The 19,267-nt window shown below is 39.6% G+C and carries 16 protein-coding genes; 7 read left to right on the forward strand and 9 right to left on the reverse strand.

Features of this window, described 5'->3' with window-relative positions; translation table 11 throughout:
* Positions 1-70: 70 nt before the first annotated feature.
* Both VSA01S_RS02920 and VSA01S_RS02925 read right to left on the reverse strand, forming a co-directional pair.
* On the reverse strand, positions 71-787 hold the full coding sequence (locus VSA01S_RS02920) for a 3'-5' exonuclease (RefSeq protein ID WP_039980355.1): 717 nt from the start codon (positions 785-787) through the stop codon (positions 71-73).
* A 10-nt stretch (positions 788-797) separates the two neighbouring features.
* A complete protein-coding gene (locus VSA01S_RS02925) occupies positions 798-2,687 on the reverse strand; it encodes a DUF294 nucleotidyltransferase-like domain-containing protein (protein ID WP_039980329.1) in 1,890 nt (629 codons plus the stop codon).
* Between the two features lie 255 nt (positions 2,688-2,942).
* Here VSA01S_RS02925 and VSA01S_RS02930 point away from each other — a divergent pair, with 255 nt between their 5' ends.
* Complete coding sequence (locus VSA01S_RS02930) at positions 2,943-3,584, forward strand: outer membrane beta-barrel protein (RefSeq protein ID WP_039980328.1); 642 nt, start codon at positions 2,943-2,945, stop codon at positions 3,582-3,584.
* Between the two features lie 144 nt (positions 3,585-3,728).
* Here the strand turns inward: VSA01S_RS02930 and VSA01S_RS02935 are convergent, their stop codons facing one another.
* On the reverse strand, positions 3,729-4,919 hold the full coding sequence (locus VSA01S_RS02935) for an amino acid aminotransferase (RefSeq protein ID WP_039980327.1): 1,191 nt from the start codon (positions 4,917-4,919) through the stop codon (positions 3,729-3,731).
* A gap of 543 nt (positions 4,920-5,462) precedes the next feature.
* On the opposite strand from VSA01S_RS02935, the gene VSA01S_RS02940 reads away from it, so the two are divergent.
* Positions 5,463-6,056: a GNAT family N-acetyltransferase gene (locus VSA01S_RS02940; protein ID WP_039980326.1), complete on the forward strand. Its 594-nt coding sequence runs from the start codon at positions 5,463-5,465 to the stop codon at positions 6,054-6,056.
* A gap of 110 nt (positions 6,057-6,166) precedes the next feature.
* On the opposite strand, the gene asnS is transcribed toward VSA01S_RS02940, so the two are convergent.
* Positions 6,167-7,567 carry an asparagine--tRNA ligase gene (gene asnS / locus VSA01S_RS02945; protein WP_039980325.1) on the reverse strand — a complete coding sequence of 467 codons (1,401 nt, stop codon included), beginning with the start codon at positions 7,565-7,567 and terminating at the stop codon, positions 6,167-6,169.
* Positions 7,568-7,970: 403 nt separating this feature from the next.
* Between asnS and queD the strand changes: the two genes are divergently transcribed.
* A complete protein-coding gene (gene queD, locus VSA01S_RS02950) occupies positions 7,971-8,336 on the forward strand; it encodes a 6-carboxytetrahydropterin synthase QueD (protein WP_039980324.1) in 366 nt (121 codons plus the stop codon).
* 133 nt (positions 8,337-8,469) lie between these two features.
* On the opposite strand, the gene VSA01S_RS02955 is transcribed toward queD, so the two are convergent.
* Complete coding sequence (locus VSA01S_RS02955; protein ID WP_227739612.1) at positions 8,470-9,270, reverse strand: response regulator transcription factor; 801 nt, start codon at positions 9,268-9,270, stop codon at positions 8,470-8,472.
* 310 nt (positions 9,271-9,580) lie between these two features.
* Here VSA01S_RS02955 and VSA01S_RS19915 point away from each other — a divergent pair, with 310 nt between their 5' ends.
* Positions 9,581-9,721, forward strand: a complete 141-nt coding sequence (locus VSA01S_RS19915; protein ID WP_158000762.1) for a hypothetical protein — start codon at positions 9,581-9,583, stop codon at positions 9,719-9,721.
* Between the two features lie 149 nt (positions 9,722-9,870).
* Here VSA01S_RS19915 and VSA01S_RS02960 read toward each other — a convergent pair whose 3' ends face one another.
* From VSA01S_RS02960 to VSA01S_RS02970, 3 genes are all read right to left on the reverse strand, one after another.
* Positions 9,871-11,232, reverse strand: a complete 1,362-nt coding sequence (locus tag VSA01S_RS02960) for an L-serine ammonia-lyase (protein WP_039980323.1) — start codon at positions 11,230-11,232, stop codon at positions 9,871-9,873.
* A gap of 89 nt (positions 11,233-11,321) precedes the next feature.
* Positions 11,322-12,581 carry an aromatic amino acid transport family protein gene (locus VSA01S_RS02965; RefSeq protein WP_039980322.1) on the reverse strand — a complete coding sequence of 420 codons (1,260 nt, stop codon included), beginning with the start codon at positions 12,579-12,581 and terminating at the stop codon, positions 11,322-11,324.
* A 313-nt stretch (positions 12,582-12,894) separates the two neighbouring features.
* Entirely contained in the window at positions 12,895-13,521 is a 627-nt protein-coding gene (locus tag VSA01S_RS02970; RefSeq protein WP_039980321.1) for a CoA pyrophosphatase, read from the reverse strand.
* 129 nt (positions 13,522-13,650) lie between these two features.
* Here VSA01S_RS02970 and VSA01S_RS02975 point away from each other — a divergent pair, with 129 nt between their 5' ends.
* Both VSA01S_RS02975 and VSA01S_RS02980 read left to right on the forward strand, forming a co-directional pair.
* Complete coding sequence (locus VSA01S_RS02975) at positions 13,651-14,190, forward strand: heme NO-binding domain-containing protein (protein ID WP_039980320.1); 540 nt, start codon at positions 13,651-13,653, stop codon at positions 14,188-14,190.
* Positions 14,191-14,196: 6 nt separating this feature from the next.
* Complete coding sequence (locus VSA01S_RS02980; RefSeq protein WP_039980319.1) at positions 14,197-15,906, forward strand: ATP-binding protein; 1,710 nt, start codon at positions 14,197-14,199, stop codon at positions 15,904-15,906.
* Positions 15,907-16,081: 175 nt separating this feature from the next.
* Here the strand turns inward: VSA01S_RS02980 and pabB are convergent, their stop codons facing one another.
* Positions 16,082-17,443: an aminodeoxychorismate synthase component I gene (gene pabB / locus VSA01S_RS02985; protein WP_102857626.1), complete on the reverse strand. Its 1,362-nt coding sequence runs from the start codon at positions 17,441-17,443 to the stop codon at positions 16,082-16,084.
* A gap of 268 nt (positions 17,444-17,711) precedes the next feature.
* On the opposite strand from pabB, the gene VSA01S_RS02990 reads away from it, so the two are divergent.
* Positions 17,712-19,241 (forward strand): fumarate hydratase, encoded by a 1,530-nt coding sequence (locus tag VSA01S_RS02990; protein WP_039980318.1) that lies wholly within the window; start codon positions 17,712-17,714, stop codon positions 19,239-19,241.
* Positions 19,242-19,267: the final 26 nt, after the last annotated feature.

A 19,267-nucleotide genomic window follows, 5' to 3' on the forward strand; every position in this document is an offset into this window, starting at 1 on the left:
GTAAAGTACTAATAAAGTGGTGAGCCTTAATAATAAGGATACTCATAACGATTCACAAATCTAGAGTGAATCATAACCAGAAATCACCAATAGCATGTTTAGGACTATAGAAGTGAGCGATTTGTGCCTGGAGTAACTCTGCGGTAGCAATGGCATCAGTTAAGGCATGATGTGGTGTATAATCTGGTAGCCCATAGCGACGACGAGATTGAGCCAAGCGAAGTGATGGAGCCTTACGTCCTTTGACTTTATTCCATAAGCCACCGTTCAGCTTCTGTTGAATTTTATCTTCCAGATCTAAAGTATCAATAATTGGGAATTCAATTCCTTCATTGAGCCGAACTCTGAGTGCTTGATCTAGAAACTCACGCTCAATGCAGCGATAATGCACAACTACAATTTTGCTTTTCAAAGCAGGTAAAAGCTCATCGATGATTTCTTCAATATCGGGTGCATCTATTAACTCACTGTGAGTGATACCATGAATTATCACCGACTCTTCATCCATTTTTTCTAGTGGCCTTACTTTCCAGTGCTTGGCTTGACGTAAATAAATACGATTAAGATTAAATGGCACCAACCCAATGGTTATAATACCATTCTTTTCAGGATCTAATCCTGTGGTTTCAAAATCTAATGCCACAAATTCCACTTCGGAAATCGGGGTTTCAGGTGAGGGTATTGAAGCGCCGTAAAATTCAATTAATCGACCATCTTTTGCTCTTGCTAGCTTCTGCTGAAACTTCATTGGCCACTGAAGGGTCGGTTTTTGAAATAGCTTTTTAATCACTTTATACTCACTTAAACTTATTATTGGCCTGATAGCGGAACTTGAGGAAGTTCTGTCCATTACTGAGAATTTGGAAAGCATCTTTCAGATTGCGACGTTCAAAATCCGACAAATTTTCAGGTTCAATATTGTTATCCGGTTCAATGCCCATCTCAACATCGATAGCTTGGTGACGAATTCGCACCATAGAGATGAACTCCATAGCGTCTTTTAAGTCTTGTGCTCTTCCTTTTGGTAAGATACCGGCATCAATAATATCGTCTAAACGTTCAAAAGAGTTTTGTGCCAGTGATCCGACAGCCAGAGAATGTACCCGAATTAAATCGACCAGTGGTGCCGTCCCTCGTCGTTTTAAATTGATTGAGTTTCGATGTTGTCCATCTTTTTCCATCACAAAGTCTTTGAAAAAACCGAGAGGAGGAGTACGGTTTAGAGCATTGCGAGATAAACAGGCTAGAAAACGGTTATTTCTGCGCGCACGTCGGACAATGAAACTGGTTAATTGCTCAGCCCATTTTAGGCGACCATATACGCCATCCAAGTCAAAGAAAATAGAGGCATTAAGTAGTGCTTTCGGGTTAGGGTTATCAATCCAATCGGCAAAACATTCCTCCCATTGTGTTCGTGTCATACGCCATAATGGATTAGTAGCCATTATATCACCAGTACAATATTTATACCCACATGCATTCAGACCATAACTTACATACTGAGCTAGGGCTTCAAAATACTTACCATGTTTACTTTCTTCGAAAGTATCATCTAAGATAATTGCATTGTCTTGATCAGTAACGAGTAGTTGTTCATCACGTCCCATGGACCCTAGTGCGAGAAAACAATATGGGACAGGTGGTGGTCCTAGAGTTTCTTCCGCCATTTCGAGTAAGCGCTGCTTAAAGCTTCGTCCTATTACGGACATGGCACTACCTACCATATGTGAGTTTGCATCTTCATTGACTAAACGAACAAAGCTACTTTTTACTTCTTCTGCCACTAAAGCTAGTTCGGCAATAGTTTGTTGTTGAAAAATACTACTGACTAATAAAAGAGAATTCTGAGACTCATAGCGGACAATATCTGTTGTTTCAATAATGCCAATCGGGAATCCATCTTTGATCACAGGTAGGTGATGAACATTATAACGAAGCATTGTAAGCATTGCCTCATAAACGTAAGCATTGTGATCAAGTGAGATGACTTCTGTTGTCATTACTGAGGCGACTTTGTCAAGTGGTGAAACACCTTCGGCCAAAACACGTGTACATAGATCACGATCGGTAATTACACCTGCAACCTGAGAACTTGGAGCATATTCATCCTCTTCTTGGTTAAGGTCAACTATTAATAATGCAGACACATTATCTCGTGCCATAATCTGGGCCGCTTCCTGAATGGTATGCCCACGTTCTATAGTTGGAGCTTCACGTGTAAGCAACGTCTTAACTTTTGAAGTGGTGAGATCATTAGCATCATTATTTACAGAAACAGCTTGTCGAAGGCGAGCACTGTTTTCAACTTCAACAAAGTCAGCAAAAGAGTCAAAATCATCATAAAGACTTTGGAAGATATCTTGTGGGATACAATAAAGTAAGGTGTCTTCGATGGCCTTTACAGGAAAGCACACTTTATTATTGGTAAGGAGCCCCATTTGACCAAATAAATCGCCCTCATCTAATCTGTTATAAAGCTCACCTTTGCGTCGATATACTTCGACAATACCACTTCTCACTACATAAAGATCTTCAATATTGTCACCATTATGAATAATGGGTGTGTCTTGACGAAAATAAGAAATTTCTACACCTTCAGTGACTCTGGTCAGTACCTCTTCTGGGAGATCGTTAAAAGGAGGGTACTTGGCGAGAAAATTATAGATCTCAAGAAGCTCTGCATCCATAAAAGGTGCCTTTGAATTGTGGTGTTATTAGTTAATCTTAACTTAGTTTTAAAACAGTGTCTTATCTGATCACACTTTTTTATCGCAAGTGGAAAGATTATGACAAAACGTACGGTAAATATGAGAAAATTAGACTAGTATATTTATCAGTATGTTTGTGTGTCATGACCTGACCCACAGTGTCTGTTATGGATTATCAATTTATATGTTGGCAGTCTTTACAAGGCTCTGCCTGCGTCTATAAAAGGAATGAACATGATACGATCTTTACTAATTGTACCTTTGGCTATACTACCAATAGTAAGCTTTGCTTCTGATTTAGAGCAAATTGAGAAGTTTGGGTATAAGCATGTGAGCTTGGATCTTGGTGCGGGTACAACAAATGAAGAGTGGCTGGATAGTTCAAATTCGACTTCGCTTGGTTTAGGTGGACATTACTTACTTAGTGATAATTGGCTTCTAAATGCTGACTACTCAGTGCAATTTATACACCCTAAAAAATCGACATTACGACTTGACCGTTTGATGCTTGGTGCAGGCTATCGTTATGCTATTAATCACAAGTTGGATGTTTTCGCACTATATGGTTTAGGAATTTTGAAGGAGAGAGTGACTTCTGATGAAAAGAATAAAACACTTTCCTCAGAGCGTGACTTTCTTCACGGAGTGACCCTTGGGATGAATTATTTACTTATAGGATCACTGGTGGCAATAGCTGAAGTACATGTAAACCGTAGTGATATTGTTCATGAGAATAACTACAAAGTTGGCTTTAACTACCAATGGCACGATGTGGTAGGTACTGGACTGTATTATCAGTATAGAGACACTGACTATCAATACACCCCTTCAGAGCATATCAATGAAGTAGGGCTTTATCTTAAATTCGTATACTAAGGCAGTACTATTGCTTTAATTATCTGAAAGGTCAGCGTATGCTGACCTTTCTATTTTTAAGGATTACAGTCCGTGAGATACAGAAACTCAACGGCTGATCAGTTTTTAACCATGACGGTTTTATCTGCTATGAACTAAAGCGATTTATAATACTGCTGCTATAGCCTTACAAAGAGGGCCCATGTTGGATTTTGTCATACCAGCCACACTGATGCGGCCAGAACCAACGATATATACGGCAAATTCATCTTTTAGGCGATCAACCTGCTGCTTGGAAAGGCCTGAAAAGGAGAACATACCATTTTGACGCTCGATAAAGCTAAAGTCGACGGTGACACCTTCCGCTTTCAAGGTTGCAACAAATAGTTCACGCATTGTGTGTATTCGATCTCGCATTGCAGCGACTTCATTTTCCCATTCTTTGCGTAAGTCTGCATTATTTAAAATGTGAGTGACAATGGCACTACCATGCGCAGGTGGGTTTGAATAAATTGATCGAATGATGGTTTTTACTTGAGAAAATGCAGTGTTTGCAACTTGCTGATTTTCAGCAACGAGTGTGAAGGCACCAACTCGCTCATTATAAAGACCAAAGTTTTTTGAGAACGAACTAGCAACAAGAATTTCTTTATTATACTGTGCAAAGATACGTAGGCCTTCAGCATCTTTTTCAACACCTTTCGCAAAACCTTGGTAAGCAAAATCAAACAAAGGAAGTAGTTGTTTTTCTGAAGCAAGTTTGGCTAATGCCTCCCATTCTTCAACAGTTGGATCAATACCTGTTGGGTTATGGCAGCAACCATGTAGGAGTAAAATATCACCATCAGAGGCATGTTGTAGATCTTGTAACATTGCATTGAAGTCTTTGCTTTTACTTTCAGCATCATAATAACTGTACTGAGCAACTTCTAGTCCTGCGGCCTTAAAGACACTGATATGATTTGCCCAAGTCGGATTGCTGATCCAAACTTTTACGTCACCCAATTGACGTTTAATGAATTCACCTGCAATACGGAGTGCCCCGGTACCACCAGGAGCCTGTGCTGTTTTTGCTCGTTGAGATTTGACAATTTCAGCATCAGAGCCAAAAAGGAGTTTTTGCACCGCTAAACCATACTCCGCAGTACCTTCAATTGTTAAGTAAGATTTCGTTTTTTCAGTATCGAGTAAAATCGCTTCTGCTTTTTTTACTGTAGCCAGAACAGGTGTTTCACCTTGCTCATTTTTATAGATACCTACACCTAGATTTATCTTTTCATTACGAGTGTCTTTTTTAAACTCTTCAGTTAATCCAAGGATAGGGTCGGCAGGTGCAGTAACAATTTTTTCAAACATAATCTTCATCCGTGCAATATAAAATATCTTTAGACATTTATACCTTTGTGTAATATTCGTTACAACCGTTAATAATAAGAAACTTGAAAAAAATTTGATTTGAAGCGAGAAATTTATACAAGTAAAGATATTGATAAAAAAAAGGGCTAATAATTGACAAATATTCGTGATAATAAATGTACGTGAGTGAGTCAAAGGATGTAGTAAAACAAGATGACTTTTGAAGTCAGAGAATATGTGAGAATTTCCAATATTTAATCACATAAAAGCTAAAACTTCTTAATATTTAGAGGTTTGTGATTTAGAGGGTTCAATGTTATAACGGTTTCGCTGTGTATTCTTAAATCTTATGGACTATGGTATGAGGCAGCATAAGTTTGCTTTAAATCTAGTCTACCATTGATGCAGTCGGTTTAAGACATTAAAAAAGAATTTATATAGAATCTTATTTACATTAAAAGATTACTTAGCAAATTTTGATTTAGTTTTCTACAAGTAATAAATGTTACAAAGAAGTAAACCGACGGGGTGAGGGAAATGATAATGTGGTTACAAGATATTCAACTCGAGTCTGAAGACTTTAAATTGATCCCGATGCAGAGGGAACATGCTTCAAAACTTATCTCAGCGGCGTCAGATGGCCAGCTGTGGGACCTTTGGTTTACTTCAGTGCCTAATAAAGATTCAATTCAAAGTTATATTGATATTGCTTTAGAGCAGAAACTTTATGGTACCGGACTTCCATTTGTTGTTATTGATAAACGAACTGAATGCATTGTCGGTTCCACTCGGTTTTGCAGTGCTGATTTGAAGAACAAGAGAGTTGAAATAGGTTACACATGGTATAGCAAGCAATACCAACGTTCATCATGCAATACAACATGTAAAAAGTTGATGCTAGAATATGCTTTTGAGCAATTAGGTGCAATTGCAGTAGAGTTAAGAACAAACTGGCATAATCATCCTTCCAGAGCAGCTATTGCCCGTTTAGGAGCTAAACAAGATGGTGTGTTAAGAAATCATCAAAAGCTTGATAGCGGCGGCTATAGGGATACAGTAGTATTTTCAATTATTAACTCTGAATGGCCTGCGGTGAAAATTGCGCTGGAGTACAAGCTAAATAAATACAAATACTAGCATTTTGCACTTTCTAGGTTAAATTTTGCCAAGTACAAAAAAGGCCTTCATTTAAGAAGGCCTTTAGAGTTAATAATCAGCGCTTTTATTGAAAATTTAGCAATAAAAGCTTAGAAATTGGCAGAACCTGTTGTACGAGGGAATGGAATAACATCACGAACGTTCCCCATACCCGTTACATAGGAAACAAGACGCTCGAAACCTAGACCAAAGCCTGCGTGTGGTACAGTACCATAGCGACGAAGATCGCGGTACCAGTTCATGTGCTCTGGATCGATACCGATCTCACGCATACGTTCATCGAGAATATCTAAACGTTCTTCACGCTGAGAACCTCCGATGATTTCACCAATACCCGGGGCAAGTACGTCCATTGCCGCTACTGTCTTACCATCATCATTTAAGCGCATGTAGAATGCTTTAATGTCTTTTGGGTAATTTTTAACAATAACTGGTGCTTTAAAGTGCTCCTCTGCAAGGTAGCGCTCATGTTCAGAAGACATATCAATACCCCATTCAACTGGGAATTCAAAATCACGTCCGGAATCCAGTAGAATTTGGATCGCATCTGTGTAGTCCACCTGTGCGAAATCCGAAGAAACAAATTTCTCAAGACGACTGACTGCTTCTTTATCGATGCGTTGAGCAAAGAACTCTAAATCATCACGGCATTCTTCAAGAGCAGCTTTGAATACATACTTAAGCATATCTTCAGAAAGTTTAGCTATGTCATTAAGATCGGCAAATGCGACCTCAGGTTCGACCATCCAAAACTCAGCAAGGTGGCGACTTGTATTTGAGTTTTCAGCGCGGAAAGTTGGACCGAAAGTATAAACTTTACTCAGTGCACAAGCATAAGCTTCACCATTAAGTTGACCAGATACGGTTAGGAATGTTTCTTTGCCAAAGAAATCTTGGCTGTAATCTACTTTGCCTTCTTCAGTACGAGGTAGGTTCTCCATATCCAGAGTTGATACTCGGAACATCTCACCGGCACCTTCGGCATCTGAAGTTGTAATCAATGGAGCGGAAACCCAAAAGTAGCCTTGTTCATGATAGAAGCGATGAATTGCTTGCGATAAGCAGTTACGAACACGAGCCACAGCACCGATTACATTCGTGCGTGGACGCAGATGGGCAACCTCGCGAAGGTACTCAATTGAGTGGCGAGTTTTAGCCATAGGATAGGTATCTGCATTTTCAACCCAACCAACGACTTTAACGCTAGTTGCATCAAGCTCGAAGGCTTGTCCTTTTGCAGGTGACTCGACAATTTTACCTGTTACTTCTACAGAGCAACCCGTTGTTAACTTAAGGACTTCGTTCTCGTAATTATTCAGGTTATTTGGGACCACGGCCTGAATTGGGTCGAAACAAGAGCCGTCATAAATGGCAAGAAAGGAGATTCCAGCTTTGGAATCGCGACGTGAACGGATCCAACCGCGAACCGTGACTTCACTGTCAACGGTTAGCTGGCCTTTCAAAACGTCTGATACAGGCGCGTATGTCATGTTTTCAATATTCTCCATTGAGGTAAACGTTTAACCCAAACTAACAAACCGAGAGTTGCATTCATCTATTTAAAGCGAGTAAGCACAAACGGTATGGTGGGTCATATAGGATTTTATAGTTTCGACTGGATATATTACCTGTCAATTTGTTTGCTTCAACCATTAAATGCATTTAAAAGGTCAGAAAGCACGCATTCATGCAGCTAAAAGCAATACTCATCAAAAAAAGCAACGAAATATTTAACACTCCTGAAGCATAATAGTACGTAGTTTTGATAAAGCGAACTAGGCTATACTAAATGGCCGCTCTGAAAGTAGTATCTTCAAGCCTCTAAGGTATAAAGGTTGTCATTAATGAGTGAATTACTTAGTATTGCGTGTTTTTTAAGGTATGAGAGTCAAGATGAAAACAGAATTATACAAAGAGTTTATGTTTGAAGCAGCACACCACCTACCACATGTGCCAGAAGGACATAAATGTGGACGTTTACATGGTCACTCTTTCCTTGTTCGTATTTATGTTGAGGGTGAGGTTGATCCTCATACAGGTTGGGTTGTCGACTTTGCAGAGATCAAAGCTGCATTTAAACCTATTTATGATCGACTTGACCATTATTATCTAAATGACATCGAAGGTCTAGAGAACCCAACAAGTGAAATATTGGCTAAATGGATTTGGCAGCAGCTTAAGTCAGATTTACCGCTATTAAGTAAAATAGAGATTAAAGAAACTTGCACAGCGGGCTGTATTTACACTGGTGAAAAATAAAATTATTGATGGTGCTTTTGTAGGCAGGCGATGAAAGCTTGCCTTTTTACTACCCATTAAATGCGCATAAAAGCCCCGGGATACAACCGAAACAAGAACAAATTATGACCCATCAAAATTAATGATCTACCAATCAATAACCAATGCCATTTCTCAGTGCAAACTGGATTAAATCGGTATGGCTTTCTAGCTCTAGAGTATCTAATAGGCGATATTTGTGTGACTCAATTGTTCTTGAACTTAAATTAAGTACAGTCCCCACTTCTTTAGCCGACATGCCTTTGGCGAGTAAGCCAAGTACTTCACACTGTCTATGACTGAGTCTTAGCATTCGATAGCTTTCATCATCGGGTTTACGTTTCGGATCATGAACGCTTCGATAAAGTGTTGAATGTTGCCAATATGAAAGCCACATATGGGCAATAACATTTACTTGTTCGAGTTGTTTACTTGAGAGGCCTTGGGTATCTTCGCCAAAGAGTGTGAATGACACTCCCCCCCAACGTTGTCCAAACTGAATTAATGGTATGGTATAGTGAAAATTAGCGCCTTGTTCCGCGAGCAACTTCAATAAACTAATATTGCTAAAAATAAGATCATGTCGAGTAAATGTTTGGCTTTTATCGTTACTACCAACCAGTTTCAGGTAGTCCTCGGCTCCTTTAATACCAATCTGTTCAGCAGCGATATGCTTACGCTTAGTTCTAGAAGCAGAGAGTGTTTTTCCCATATAAAAAAATAGCATTGAGTTTGGAAAAATTGTCATTCTATCAATATTGAACCATGTCATTGCTTCTAGCATGAATTGCTTCAATTGACTTTCACACTGTTCGGCTCTAGATGTTGTTAACGCTTGTACTTGTTCGACTAAAAGCATCTCGAAACTACTGGTTTTGACCTTCTCGGTTTTTATTTTCTCTGTCTCAATATCCATAAATATTATGTCATTTTGTAATTCTTTATAAATGCAGTAGTTTTACTCTACATCTAATTTATTAAATTATGCAAAATGTTGCGTTAGAAAGCGCGAGCTAATCGAAAAATATTCATGAAATTTATGTTTTGGTAGGGGTTGATAGCATGATTAAGAATATTTGATGCTTGTGACTTAGCAGTAGGGTAGATGTTGATCAGTTGAGTAGCATACCCAAGTGGAATTTAAGAGCTCTCAAGGGTGAAATTGCTGAACACTACATCTTGAAGTTAATTGGGAATACAAGCAAATCTATTGTCCAGAGAATCTAATGATGAAAATGATGAAATTACGCTACCAAGCTGGTGAATATAGTATGTGGGTTGAGGTTGTTGTATCGATATTTGTTGCGGAACATTTGATGAAAGAGTATCAAAGCTATGGTTGGGTGGCAGAGACTATTGAACTTTAAGTAAGGTTGAGTGTTTTCCCGTATTTTGAAGTTGAGTGGGAAATGTGTGTTTTAAAATAAAAGCCCAAATGTGATATTTGGGCTTATTTTTATCGCTTTTTAGAAGCGATTAATGAATGACTTGAATGCTTTGTAAACAAATTACAGTGTCAGCAAATCACTTTGATAGCTAATCCACCTTGAGATGTTTCACGATATTTTGCATTCATATCTTTACCAGTTTCGAGCATAGTCTCGATAACTTTATCGAGAGAAACGGTCGGAGCAGATGAACGGCGAAGAGCCATTCGAGTTGAATTGATCGCTTTTACTGCGGCAATACCATTGCGCTCAATACATGGTACTTGAACTTGGCCGGCTACTGGGTCACAAGTTAAGCCCAAATTGTGCTCCATTGCGATTTCTGCAGCCATACAAACTTGCTCAGGGCTGCCACCCATTAGTTCTGCAAGTCCAGCTGCAGCCATAGAACAAGCTACGCCCACTTCGCCTTGGCAACCAACTTCTGCACCTGAAATAGATGCATTACGCTTATATAGGCCTCCAATGGCTCCAGAAGCAGCGAAATAGCGCATGTAATCTTTTTCAGTTACAGTTTGGATAAATTTATCATAGTAAGCCAGTACTGCTGGAATAATACCGCAAGCGCCATTAGTTGGTGCTGTTACCACTCGGCCACCTGCTGCATTTTCTTCGTTAACAGCGAAAGCAAACATGTTAACCCAATCGACAACGGACATCGGGTCGTTGGTCGTTTTCTCTGAAGTAAGAAGTTGTTGACGAAGCGCAGCTGCACGTCTAGGTACACGCAATGGGCCTGGAAGAACACCTTCTTCGTTCATACCGCGATCCATGCATTCACGCATAGTACGCCAAATGTTAGCGAAGTAGGTACGAGTTTCTTCATCTGAGTGAAGAGCGCGCTCATTCTTCATTATTAGTGCGCTTATAGAAAGTCCGCTTTCTTGGCAATGATTGACTAGCTCTTCCGCAGAAGTATATTCATAAGGTGCTTTTACTGGACTTTCTACCTCTTTGCCGAAGTTTTCTTCGTCAACAATGAAACCACCACCAATTGAGTAATAAGTTTTTGAATATACTTTTTCATCCTCAACCCATGCATGTATTTGCATTCCGTTTTCATGGAGGTCGAGGTTTGTCTTATGGAAGTTCATTCCACCATCTTTAGGGAAAGATACAGTGTGACAGTGCATGCCAACAGGAAGACGTTCTGTTTCTTCTACTCTTGCAATGAAGCTAGGAATAGAATCGATATCTACTTTCTCAGGGGAGTTGCCCGCTAACCCCATGATAATTGCGATATCAGTATGGTGACCTTTCCCTGTCAGTGATAATGATCCATATACGTCGACGGTGATTTTAGTAATGTCGCGCAATTTTCCCATTGTGCGTAAATCATCAATAAATTCTTTACCCGCTTTCATTGGGCCTACAGTATGCGAACTAGAAGGGCCAACGCCGATTTTGAATATATCAAATACACTAATCATTTAGATTACCTCAGAACAAAGCCCCCAGAGTGGGGGCTTATTTATTATCGTTATATTAATCGTGTCTTAATCAGGCGTATTCTAACGCGTTAAGATTGAATAGCGCCGTAGACTACAGAAGTAATTGCCGCAACGCCACAGATTACAGTGAAAACTTGTACTAGCGCGGATGTTTTGTACTTAGCCATTGCTGGAACTGTATTCATTGCAAAAACAGGTAGTAAGAACAAGATAGCTGCAATCATAGGTGCGCCCATTGTTTCAATCATACCAAGAATACTTGGGTTAACAATAGCAACAATCCAAGTTGTAAGGACGATAAAGATAAGAGAAATTTTCTCAATGGTTTTCACTGGAATTGAACTGCGAGATTTCACTAAGCCGACTAAGCCTTCATGAGCACCTAGGAAATGTCCGAAGTAACTAGAAGTTATTGCAGCTAAAGCAACCAATGGGCCCATGTATGAAATCATTGGAGAGTCGTAAACGTTAGCTAAGTAGGAGAGCACCGAAATATTTTGCTCTTTAGCTGATGCAAGTTGCTCTGGAGAAAGAGAAAGCACAACTGAAAAAACGAAAAACATTACAAAAGCCATCAACATCATTGCTGCACCAGCTGTAATAGCATCCGTTTTTTTAAAAGCTTTATCACCGTACTTCAAGCGTTGTTCTTTTGAGAATTGAGAGATAATAGGGCTATGGTTGAAAGAAAAAACAATGATAGGAATCGCTAACCAAACGACGCTTGGCATAGAGCTCCAATCAGGTTTTACTTCCATCATTGAAGTATTCCACTCTGGGATAAGGTAAATAGATAAGGCAAAGAGAACGAATACTAAAGGATATACCATAGCTGAAGTTGCTTTCAACATTAACTCTTTACCAAAGACAACGCCTGCTGTCATGGCTGCGATCAAAGCACCAGAAAGAAGCCAGCGTGGAATCGGTTCAATACCCATTTGGTTAGTCAAGAATGACTCAACCGTATTAGTGATCCCGACACCGTAGATTAAAACAATAGGGTAAATGGCGAAAAAATATGCAAATGTAATAAGGTTTGCACCAGATTTACCGAAGTGTTCTTCAACTGTATCTGTTATATCTGCTTCTGGGTTTTTCGCAGATAGAACGAAGCGTGCTAAAGATTTATGTGCAAACCATGTCATTGGTGCAGCAATTAAAGCCAAGATAACGAGCGGCCAAAAGCCACCAGCACCTGCTTTAATTGGCAAAAATAGAACGCCGGCACCAACAGCTGTGCCGAAAAGGGATAGACACCAGGTAAAGTCTTGGTAGTTAAACTTACTTGGTGATGTTGTAGCTTTAGCTACAGAATTCGTTGTGGTCATTGTTGGACTACTCATTTGGGAACAGGAAATAAGTCGAATAATTTTGCAGGATTTTACATGAAGAAAAGTCGAACTCGGTCATATATTACCAGTTGATATCGAACGATATGTCAAAAACCTGCTCTTTATCACGAAATTTGCGTGCTACATGTGAGTAATGCTAATGCTTTGGATTAAAAAAAGTAATCTGAAAATAGTGTTGTGTTAGGTTGGTTGCCTGGTTGTTTTGTTAATGCTGATTTACTGTTATTTATATGTAACGTCACTTCTGTTATGTATTCTTCCAACTCTTGACTTAAACGACTTTGACTAATTACATGATTAGATTCTTTCGTTCTATATGCCCATCTAAAACATGCCTTTGCATTGACTCTATAATCTGAGCGGTCATTCCCCAAATAAAGTATTGCTGATACTGAATGGCAAACACACGATGTAGAGTGTTTTTTAATTGGAAGTGAGAACTCAGCATTTTCTGTGGATTCAAGATATGACTGAGTGGTACTTCGAAGATTGATGCAACTTCATCAGGATCAATCTTCGGGATGTATGATGGTTTAATAAAAGCAAGAAAAGGAGTGACTGAAAATTTACTAACAGTAGGTAGAGAAGGTAGCTGACCAAAAACTTCAATACTAGAAGGTTCTATCCCTATCTCTTCTTCAGTTTCCCTCAGAGCTGTGACCATAAGATCGGCATCATTGAGTTCATATTTACCACCAGGAAAACTAATTTGGCCGGGGTGATAGCGTAAATGCGCAGCTCTTTGTGTAAAAATGACATGCAGTTCATTACTTCTCTCTACAAGGCCAATGAGCACCGCCGCTTTCCTCAGAGACTTTCCTTGCAAAAAAGCCAGGCGTTTTAAACTATCTTGATGATAACTTTTAGGGAGCTGCATTTGAAAATTTTGTAAAAATTTTGTTTTGTCAATAAACAAGCTATTTCCTTAGTTGTAATCTGAATGATTAATCCTTTAATGATAACTCAAGATTTAATGATTGGTTTGAAAGTTATACGCTTATCATCCATTCTTTAATCGATGGAATAAGATAGAGTGAGTCTGAATATGAAAGGAGTAATCTTCACTGAGTTTATTGAGTTAGTGGAAGAAAAATTTGGTTTAGATGTAGTTGATAACATGTTTTTTAAGGCTAATGATGAAGGTATTTATACCTCAGTTGGTAGCTATGATCATAAGCGGCTCGTACAGCTTATCATTCAATTAAGCAAGTTAACTAATATCTCTACAGAAAGTCTCCAAGAAACGTTTGGTGAATCTTTATTTGAAAATCTGATTAATTCAATACCAAGCGGTATTAATTATCAAAAATTCGACAGTACTTTTTCTTTGATACGTCAAGTAGAAACCTTGATACACGTTGAGGTAAAAAAGCTCTATCCCAATACCAGCCCCCCTCAATTTTATTTTATAAGTGAGACAGCTTCAGAAATGGTATTTGACTACCGTAGTGCTCGTTGTATGTCTCATGTTTGCTTCGGCTTAATAAAAGGTTGCGCCAAATATTTTAACGAAACTGTTGATGTAACTTACGAAAATCAGACAGCTAATGGTGATCATGTTCGTTTTTACTTAGAAGTGAGATAAAAATCTATGCAGCAAGACTCCCCATCTGGAAGGAAACTCAGAAGAGAAATTAATTCACGGAAAGAAGCGGAAAGGCTGTTAGAGGAGAAAAGTCTAGAACTTTACGAATCGAACCGCCAGCTTAGTTTTGCGCTTAAAAAAATTGAAATTCAATCTGAAAATGATTTACGCAAGCTGGAATTCAAAGAGTCAATTGATGCGACCTTGATTAGTTACGGACGACTATTTCTTGCTAATACTTTTGATGAAGCATTAGTGAACTCTTTTCTCAAAGCACTAACGAATAACACTGTTGTTGAAGCCATTCACATGTCTCTTGGTACAGAGCATGTTGGAAGTTTAGTTAATTATCAATTTGGCTATGGACAAATAAAGAGTAGTACCGAAGAACGAGAAGAATCTTGTTGGCTTGGAAACTGCTTTTATGTGCCTATTAAACTTGATGATCGCAAACTAGGTGAGCTAATTTTTTTAGCTTCGGAAGAATATTCTAAACAAGCATTTATAACGAAACAGTTTGGTTTAGTATCTGATTTAATCCATGGATTGATAAGTCGTCACTTAAGCTTAAAAAGAGAAATAGAATTACGTAAAATAGCTGAAGAATCAGAGCAAGCGACAAAAGACTTTGTCGCAATGATAAACCATGAACTAAGAACACCATTAAGTGGCGTTCTGGGAAGTGCAGAGTTACTGAGTAAAACTGAGCTTGTCGGTAAGCAAACAGACTTTCTTAATAATTTAATGCAATCTGGTGAGTTGTTGAGAGTTATTATTAACGATTTACTTGACTTTAGTAAAATGAATGCGGGAATGATGGAAATTATTGACCACTCATTTTCATGGCCAGATCTTGAACAAACATTAAGTGGCCTTTTTCGCAGTAAAGCATTTGAAAAGCAGATAAACTTTTCAATAATAAAACGATCTAAGATACCTAATTACCTGTTTGGAGACAGTGAAAGGCTTACTCAAATCTTGGTTAACTTAATTGGTAATGCAATAAAATTCACGTCAGAAGGTGAAGTCACGTTGTACGTTGAATGGTGTGATGAGCATCTTTTTTTTGAGGTTATAGATACAGGGATTGGTATTCCGTTAGAAACACAAAGTAGTCTTTTTGATCCTTTTGTTCAAGCTGATCCTTCAAGTAAGCGTAAATATGAAGGCACTGGACTCGGCTTAGCTATTTGCAAAAATCTCGTAGATTTAATGGGAGGAGAAATCAGCTTTATAAGTGAGATCAATAAAGGGACACTTTTTCGTGTTAAACTCCCTTTTTACCAGGGAAGGGAGCAAGAAGCGATGCAAGAAGAACTATTGTCATTGAAATCAAGTGATATTTCAGGGTGTTCGATACTCGTGGTTGATGATATTAGAATGAATCAAATTATTGTTGTACAGATGCTGAAAAAATTTGGTATCACACCCAAATTAACCAATAACGGGCAAGAAGCAATAGAGTTAGCAACAAGTACAACATACGACTTAATCTTTATGGATTGTCGAATGCCTGAAATGGACGGTTACGAAGCAACGACATTTCTCCGCGAAAGGGGATACCGCAAACCTATCATTGCTTTAACAGCAGGGACGACACTTTCTGAGAGGGATAAGTGTATCCAAAGCGGGATGGATGATATCTTAACAAAGCCATTCACAAGCGAGGAAATTGGGTGCATCATCATCAAATGGCTTGGTCGTGAACGGCTTTGAATGAATGTGTTTCACTTTCTGTAGCACTCAATTTTTATAGAGCTGCGCCAAACCCCCTTGAATGTTCAAATATCCGCGAATTCAACTTCGAAAGACGATACTTTTCAATCTCAAGTGACATCGCTCCTAATTAAACCTCTTGATGTCACTTGGGTATAGAATAGGTTGATAGAACCTAACTTAAGGCTGGTAGTATCTTAGACAGTTTGTCCAGAGTCTCTTGGTATTCAGAATCTACTTGACTATCTGCGACAATACCGCCGCCAGCCCATGCATAAATTTGTTGATTTTCTGTGATGAGAGTACGAATGGTAATGCTGGTATCCATCTGGCCATGGCGAGAGATATAACCAATACTTCCGCAATAGGCGCTTCTCCGATGGGGTTCCAACTCCTCGATAATTTGCATAGCTCTGACTTTAGGGGCGCCTGTGATTGAGCCCCCAGGAAAACAAGCACGTAATAAATCGGTGGGGCTATAGCGGCTGTCTAAGCGAGCTTGAATGGTGCTGACTAGATGATGGACGGCTGGGAAACTTTCTATTTTGAAGAGTTTAGGTACATGAACACTGCCAGGTTGAGCGACACGGCCGATATCATTGCGCAGCAGATCAACAATCATTAAGTTTTCTGCTTGGTCTTTCTCTGCTTGCATCAAATCTTCTGCGTTAGCTTGGTCGAGCTTATCATCAGAGTTGCGTGGACGTGTTCCTTTGATTGGTTTGGTTTCAATAATATTATTTTTGAGTTCAATGAAGCGCTCAGGGGACACACTAAGAATTGTCGATTGCGGCATTCTGATAAAAGCCGAAAAAGGAGCTTGATTTTCTTTTGCTAAACGGAGGTAAGCTTGCCATTCACTCCCTCGATAAGGTGCTTTGAAGCGCTGAGCAAGGTTAATCTGATAACAGTCACCACTTGATAGGTAATCTTGAACTTGCTCAAAACGTTCAGCATAAGACTCTGGTGTCATGTTGGATTGCCAAGATCCCAGAAGTTGAAAAGTTGAGGCTGATTGGGATGATTGCTGGTGGAGCCACTGCCACGCTTGCTCTGTATTTTGGCCTATTAGGTGAGCACTTTTAAGTTTGTGATCGACAATCACCGCCCATTCATAAATACCAACAGCCATATCGGGTGAACTAAGATCTCGTAAAGTGCATTCAGGTATGGTTTCAATCTGGCGCCCCAAATCGTAGCTGAAATAGCCAAGTGCTCCGCCAACAAAGGGTAAATCCCACTTTTCTGGTAAAGATAAAGACGGAAGCAGGCGGCGTTGCAGTTTGCTTAATATAGAAAATGGGTCCTCAGTAGATATATTTTCTTGAGAGTTGGTTTTGATGTACGTTTTATTTCCAGAAGTTTCTATGGTAGCAATAGGGTTCGCGACTAAGATATCAAAGCGGCTGTCACAGTGAATTTGCGAAGCGGAATGTAACAGCATAGCCCATGGTTGGTCTTCAATAAGAGAAAAAAGAGAGATCGCAAGGTCGTTGGAGTATTTCAGTGACTTAAAATTAAGCAATTGCGTGTCCATGTTGTTCATTTGTTTAATTTGTGACAAAGAGTTTGTTCACATGCATAGCAAGTCGTGGTCAGCGAGAGTATCATAATTATCTGTGTAGCCAAATACTCCTCTTAAGATTATAGAGATGTTGCTTGAGAGAACAAATTTTGGCTCACCTAGGATTTTATTTGATTGTGTATCGAAACTCGCCACTCGATAGTCGAATTATGAATTTAATAATCACAACAGAAGCCTAGCAAATAAACGGAAGCAAAACATAACAATAACGAGGCATGCAATGACGATAATATGCAAGCAGGATGTCATCAGCAGTGTTGCTGATGCGTTACAGTATATTTCTTACTACCACCCACTAGATTTTGTTCAAGCTCTTGAAAAAGCTTATCACCGCGAAGAAAGCCAGGCAGCAAAAGACGCCATGGCTCAAATTTTGATCAACTCTCGAATGTCTGCAGAGGGGCACCGACCTATTTGTCAAGATACAGGAATCGTGACCTGTTTCGTGAACATCGGTATGGCTGTGCAATGGGACTCAACAGACATGACAGTTCAGCAAATGGTAGATGAAGGGGTTAGGCAAGCTTACACCAACCCAGACAATCCATTACGAGCATCGGTTCTTATGGACCCGGCGGGTAAGCGCATTAATACCAAAGACAATACGCCAGCAGTTGTGCATATTAATATGGTGCCTGGCGATAAAGTTGAAATTCAAATCGCGGCGAAAGGTGGCGGTTCTGAAAACAAAACGAAAATGGTCATGCTCAACCCATCGGATGATATTGCTGCTTGGGTAGAAAAAACACTGCCAACAATGGGAGCAGGGTGGTGTCCACCTGGGATGCTTGGCATTGGTATTGGTGGAACGGCAGAAAAAGCAGCGGTGCTTGCTAAAGAGTCTTTGATGGAGCACATTGACATACAAGAGCTTATAGACCGTGGCCCGCAGAATGCAGAAGAAGAGTTACGTCTTGATATTTTTAATCGAGTGAACAAACTTGGTATTGGCGCTCAAGGATTAGGTGGTTTGACGACGGTTGTTGACGTAAAAATAAAAACGGCCCCAACTCATGCTGCCTCTAAACCAGTGTGCTTGATCCCGAATTGTGCTGCGACGCGCCATGTTCACTTTACTCTTGATGGAAGCGGTCCTGCAGAACTCACTCCACCAAAATTAGAAGATTGGCCAGATATTACTTGGGAAGCTGGAGCAAATACGAGACGCGTAAACTTAGACACATTGACGAAAGAAGACGTCACCGAATGGAAAACCGGTGAAACCGTTCTACTTTCAGGTAAAATTCTCACAGGCCGAGATGCTGCACACAAACGCATACAAGGCATGTTAGAATCCGGTGAAGGTTTACCTGATGGCGTCGATTTAAAAGGTAAGTTCATCTACTACGTTGGCCCTGTGGATGCAGTGGGTAATGAAGTTGTTGGGCCTGCAGGTCCGACAACGTCAACTCGTATGGATAAATTTACGGATATGATGCTTGAGCAAACTGGTATCATGGGCATGATCGGCAAAGCAGAACGTGGCCCTGCAACAGTTGAGTCGATTAAAAATCATAAATCAGTGTATTTAATGGCAGTCGGTGGTGCGGCTTACTTGGTTGCTAAAGCCATTAAAAAAGCCAGAGTCGTGGCATTTGAAGATTTAGGTATGGAAGCCATTTACGAGTTTGAAGTTGAGGATATGCCTGTTACAGTTGCTGTTGATTCAAATGGTGTTAATGCTCACCAAATTGGCCCTGATACTTGGAAAGTGAAAATCCAAGAAATGGATCTCAAATCTAATAAGTAATCAATGCGCAGCAAGATTAATATAGA

The organism is Vibrio sagamiensis NBRC 104589, assembly GCF_007990935.1.
GTDB lineage: Bacteria > Pseudomonadota > Gammaproteobacteria > Enterobacterales > Vibrionaceae > Vibrio > Vibrio sagamiensis.

Bases quoted from the DNA above. Each gene is read 5' to 3' on its own strand.
- VSA01S_RS02925 (WP_039980329.1), bottom strand. From the start codon at position 2,687: ATGGATGCAGAGCTTCTTGAGATCTATAATTTTCTCGCCAAGTACCCT.
- VSA01S_RS02930 (WP_039980328.1), top strand. From the start codon at position 2,943: ATGATACGATCTTTACTAATTGTACCTTTGGCTATACTACCAATAGTA.
- VSA01S_RS02935 (WP_039980327.1), bottom strand. From the start codon at position 4,919: ATGTTTGAAAAAATTGTTACTGCACCTGCCGACCCTATCCTTGGATTA.
- VSA01S_RS02940 (WP_039980326.1), top strand. From the start codon at position 5,463: ATGTGGTTACAAGATATTCAACTCGAGTCTGAAGACTTTAAATTGATC.
- asnS (WP_039980325.1), bottom strand. From the start codon at position 7,567: ATGACATACGCGCCTGTATCAGACGTTTTGAAAGGCCAGCTAACCGTT.
- queD (WP_039980324.1), top strand. From the start codon at position 7,971: ATGAAAACAGAATTATACAAAGAGTTTATGTTTGAAGCAGCACACCAC.
- VSA01S_RS02955 (WP_227739612.1), bottom strand. From the start codon at position 9,270: ATGGATATTGAGACAGAGAAAATAAAAACCGAGAAGGTCAAAACCAGT.
- VSA01S_RS19915 (WP_158000762.1), top strand. From the start codon at position 9,581: ATGATGAAAATGATGAAATTACGCTACCAAGCTGGTGAATATAGTATG.
- VSA01S_RS02960 (WP_039980323.1), bottom strand. From the start codon at position 11,232: ATGATTAGTGTATTTGATATATTCAAAATCGGCGTTGGCCCTTCTAGT.
- VSA01S_RS02965 (WP_039980322.1), bottom strand. From the start codon at position 12,581: ATGACCACAACGAATTCTGTAGCTAAAGCTACAACATCACCAAGTAAG.
- VSA01S_RS02975 (WP_039980320.1), top strand. From the start codon at position 13,651: ATGAAAGGAGTAATCTTCACTGAGTTTATTGAGTTAGTGGAAGAAAAA.
- VSA01S_RS02980 (WP_039980319.1), top strand. From the start codon at position 14,197: ATGCAGCAAGACTCCCCATCTGGAAGGAAACTCAGAAGAGAAATTAAT.
- pabB (WP_102857626.1), bottom strand. From the start codon at position 17,443: ATGGACACGCAATTGCTTAATTTTAAGTCACTGAAATACTCCAACGAC.
- VSA01S_RS02990 (WP_039980318.1), top strand. From the start codon at position 17,712: ATGACGATAATATGCAAGCAGGATGTCATCAGCAGTGTTGCTGATGCG.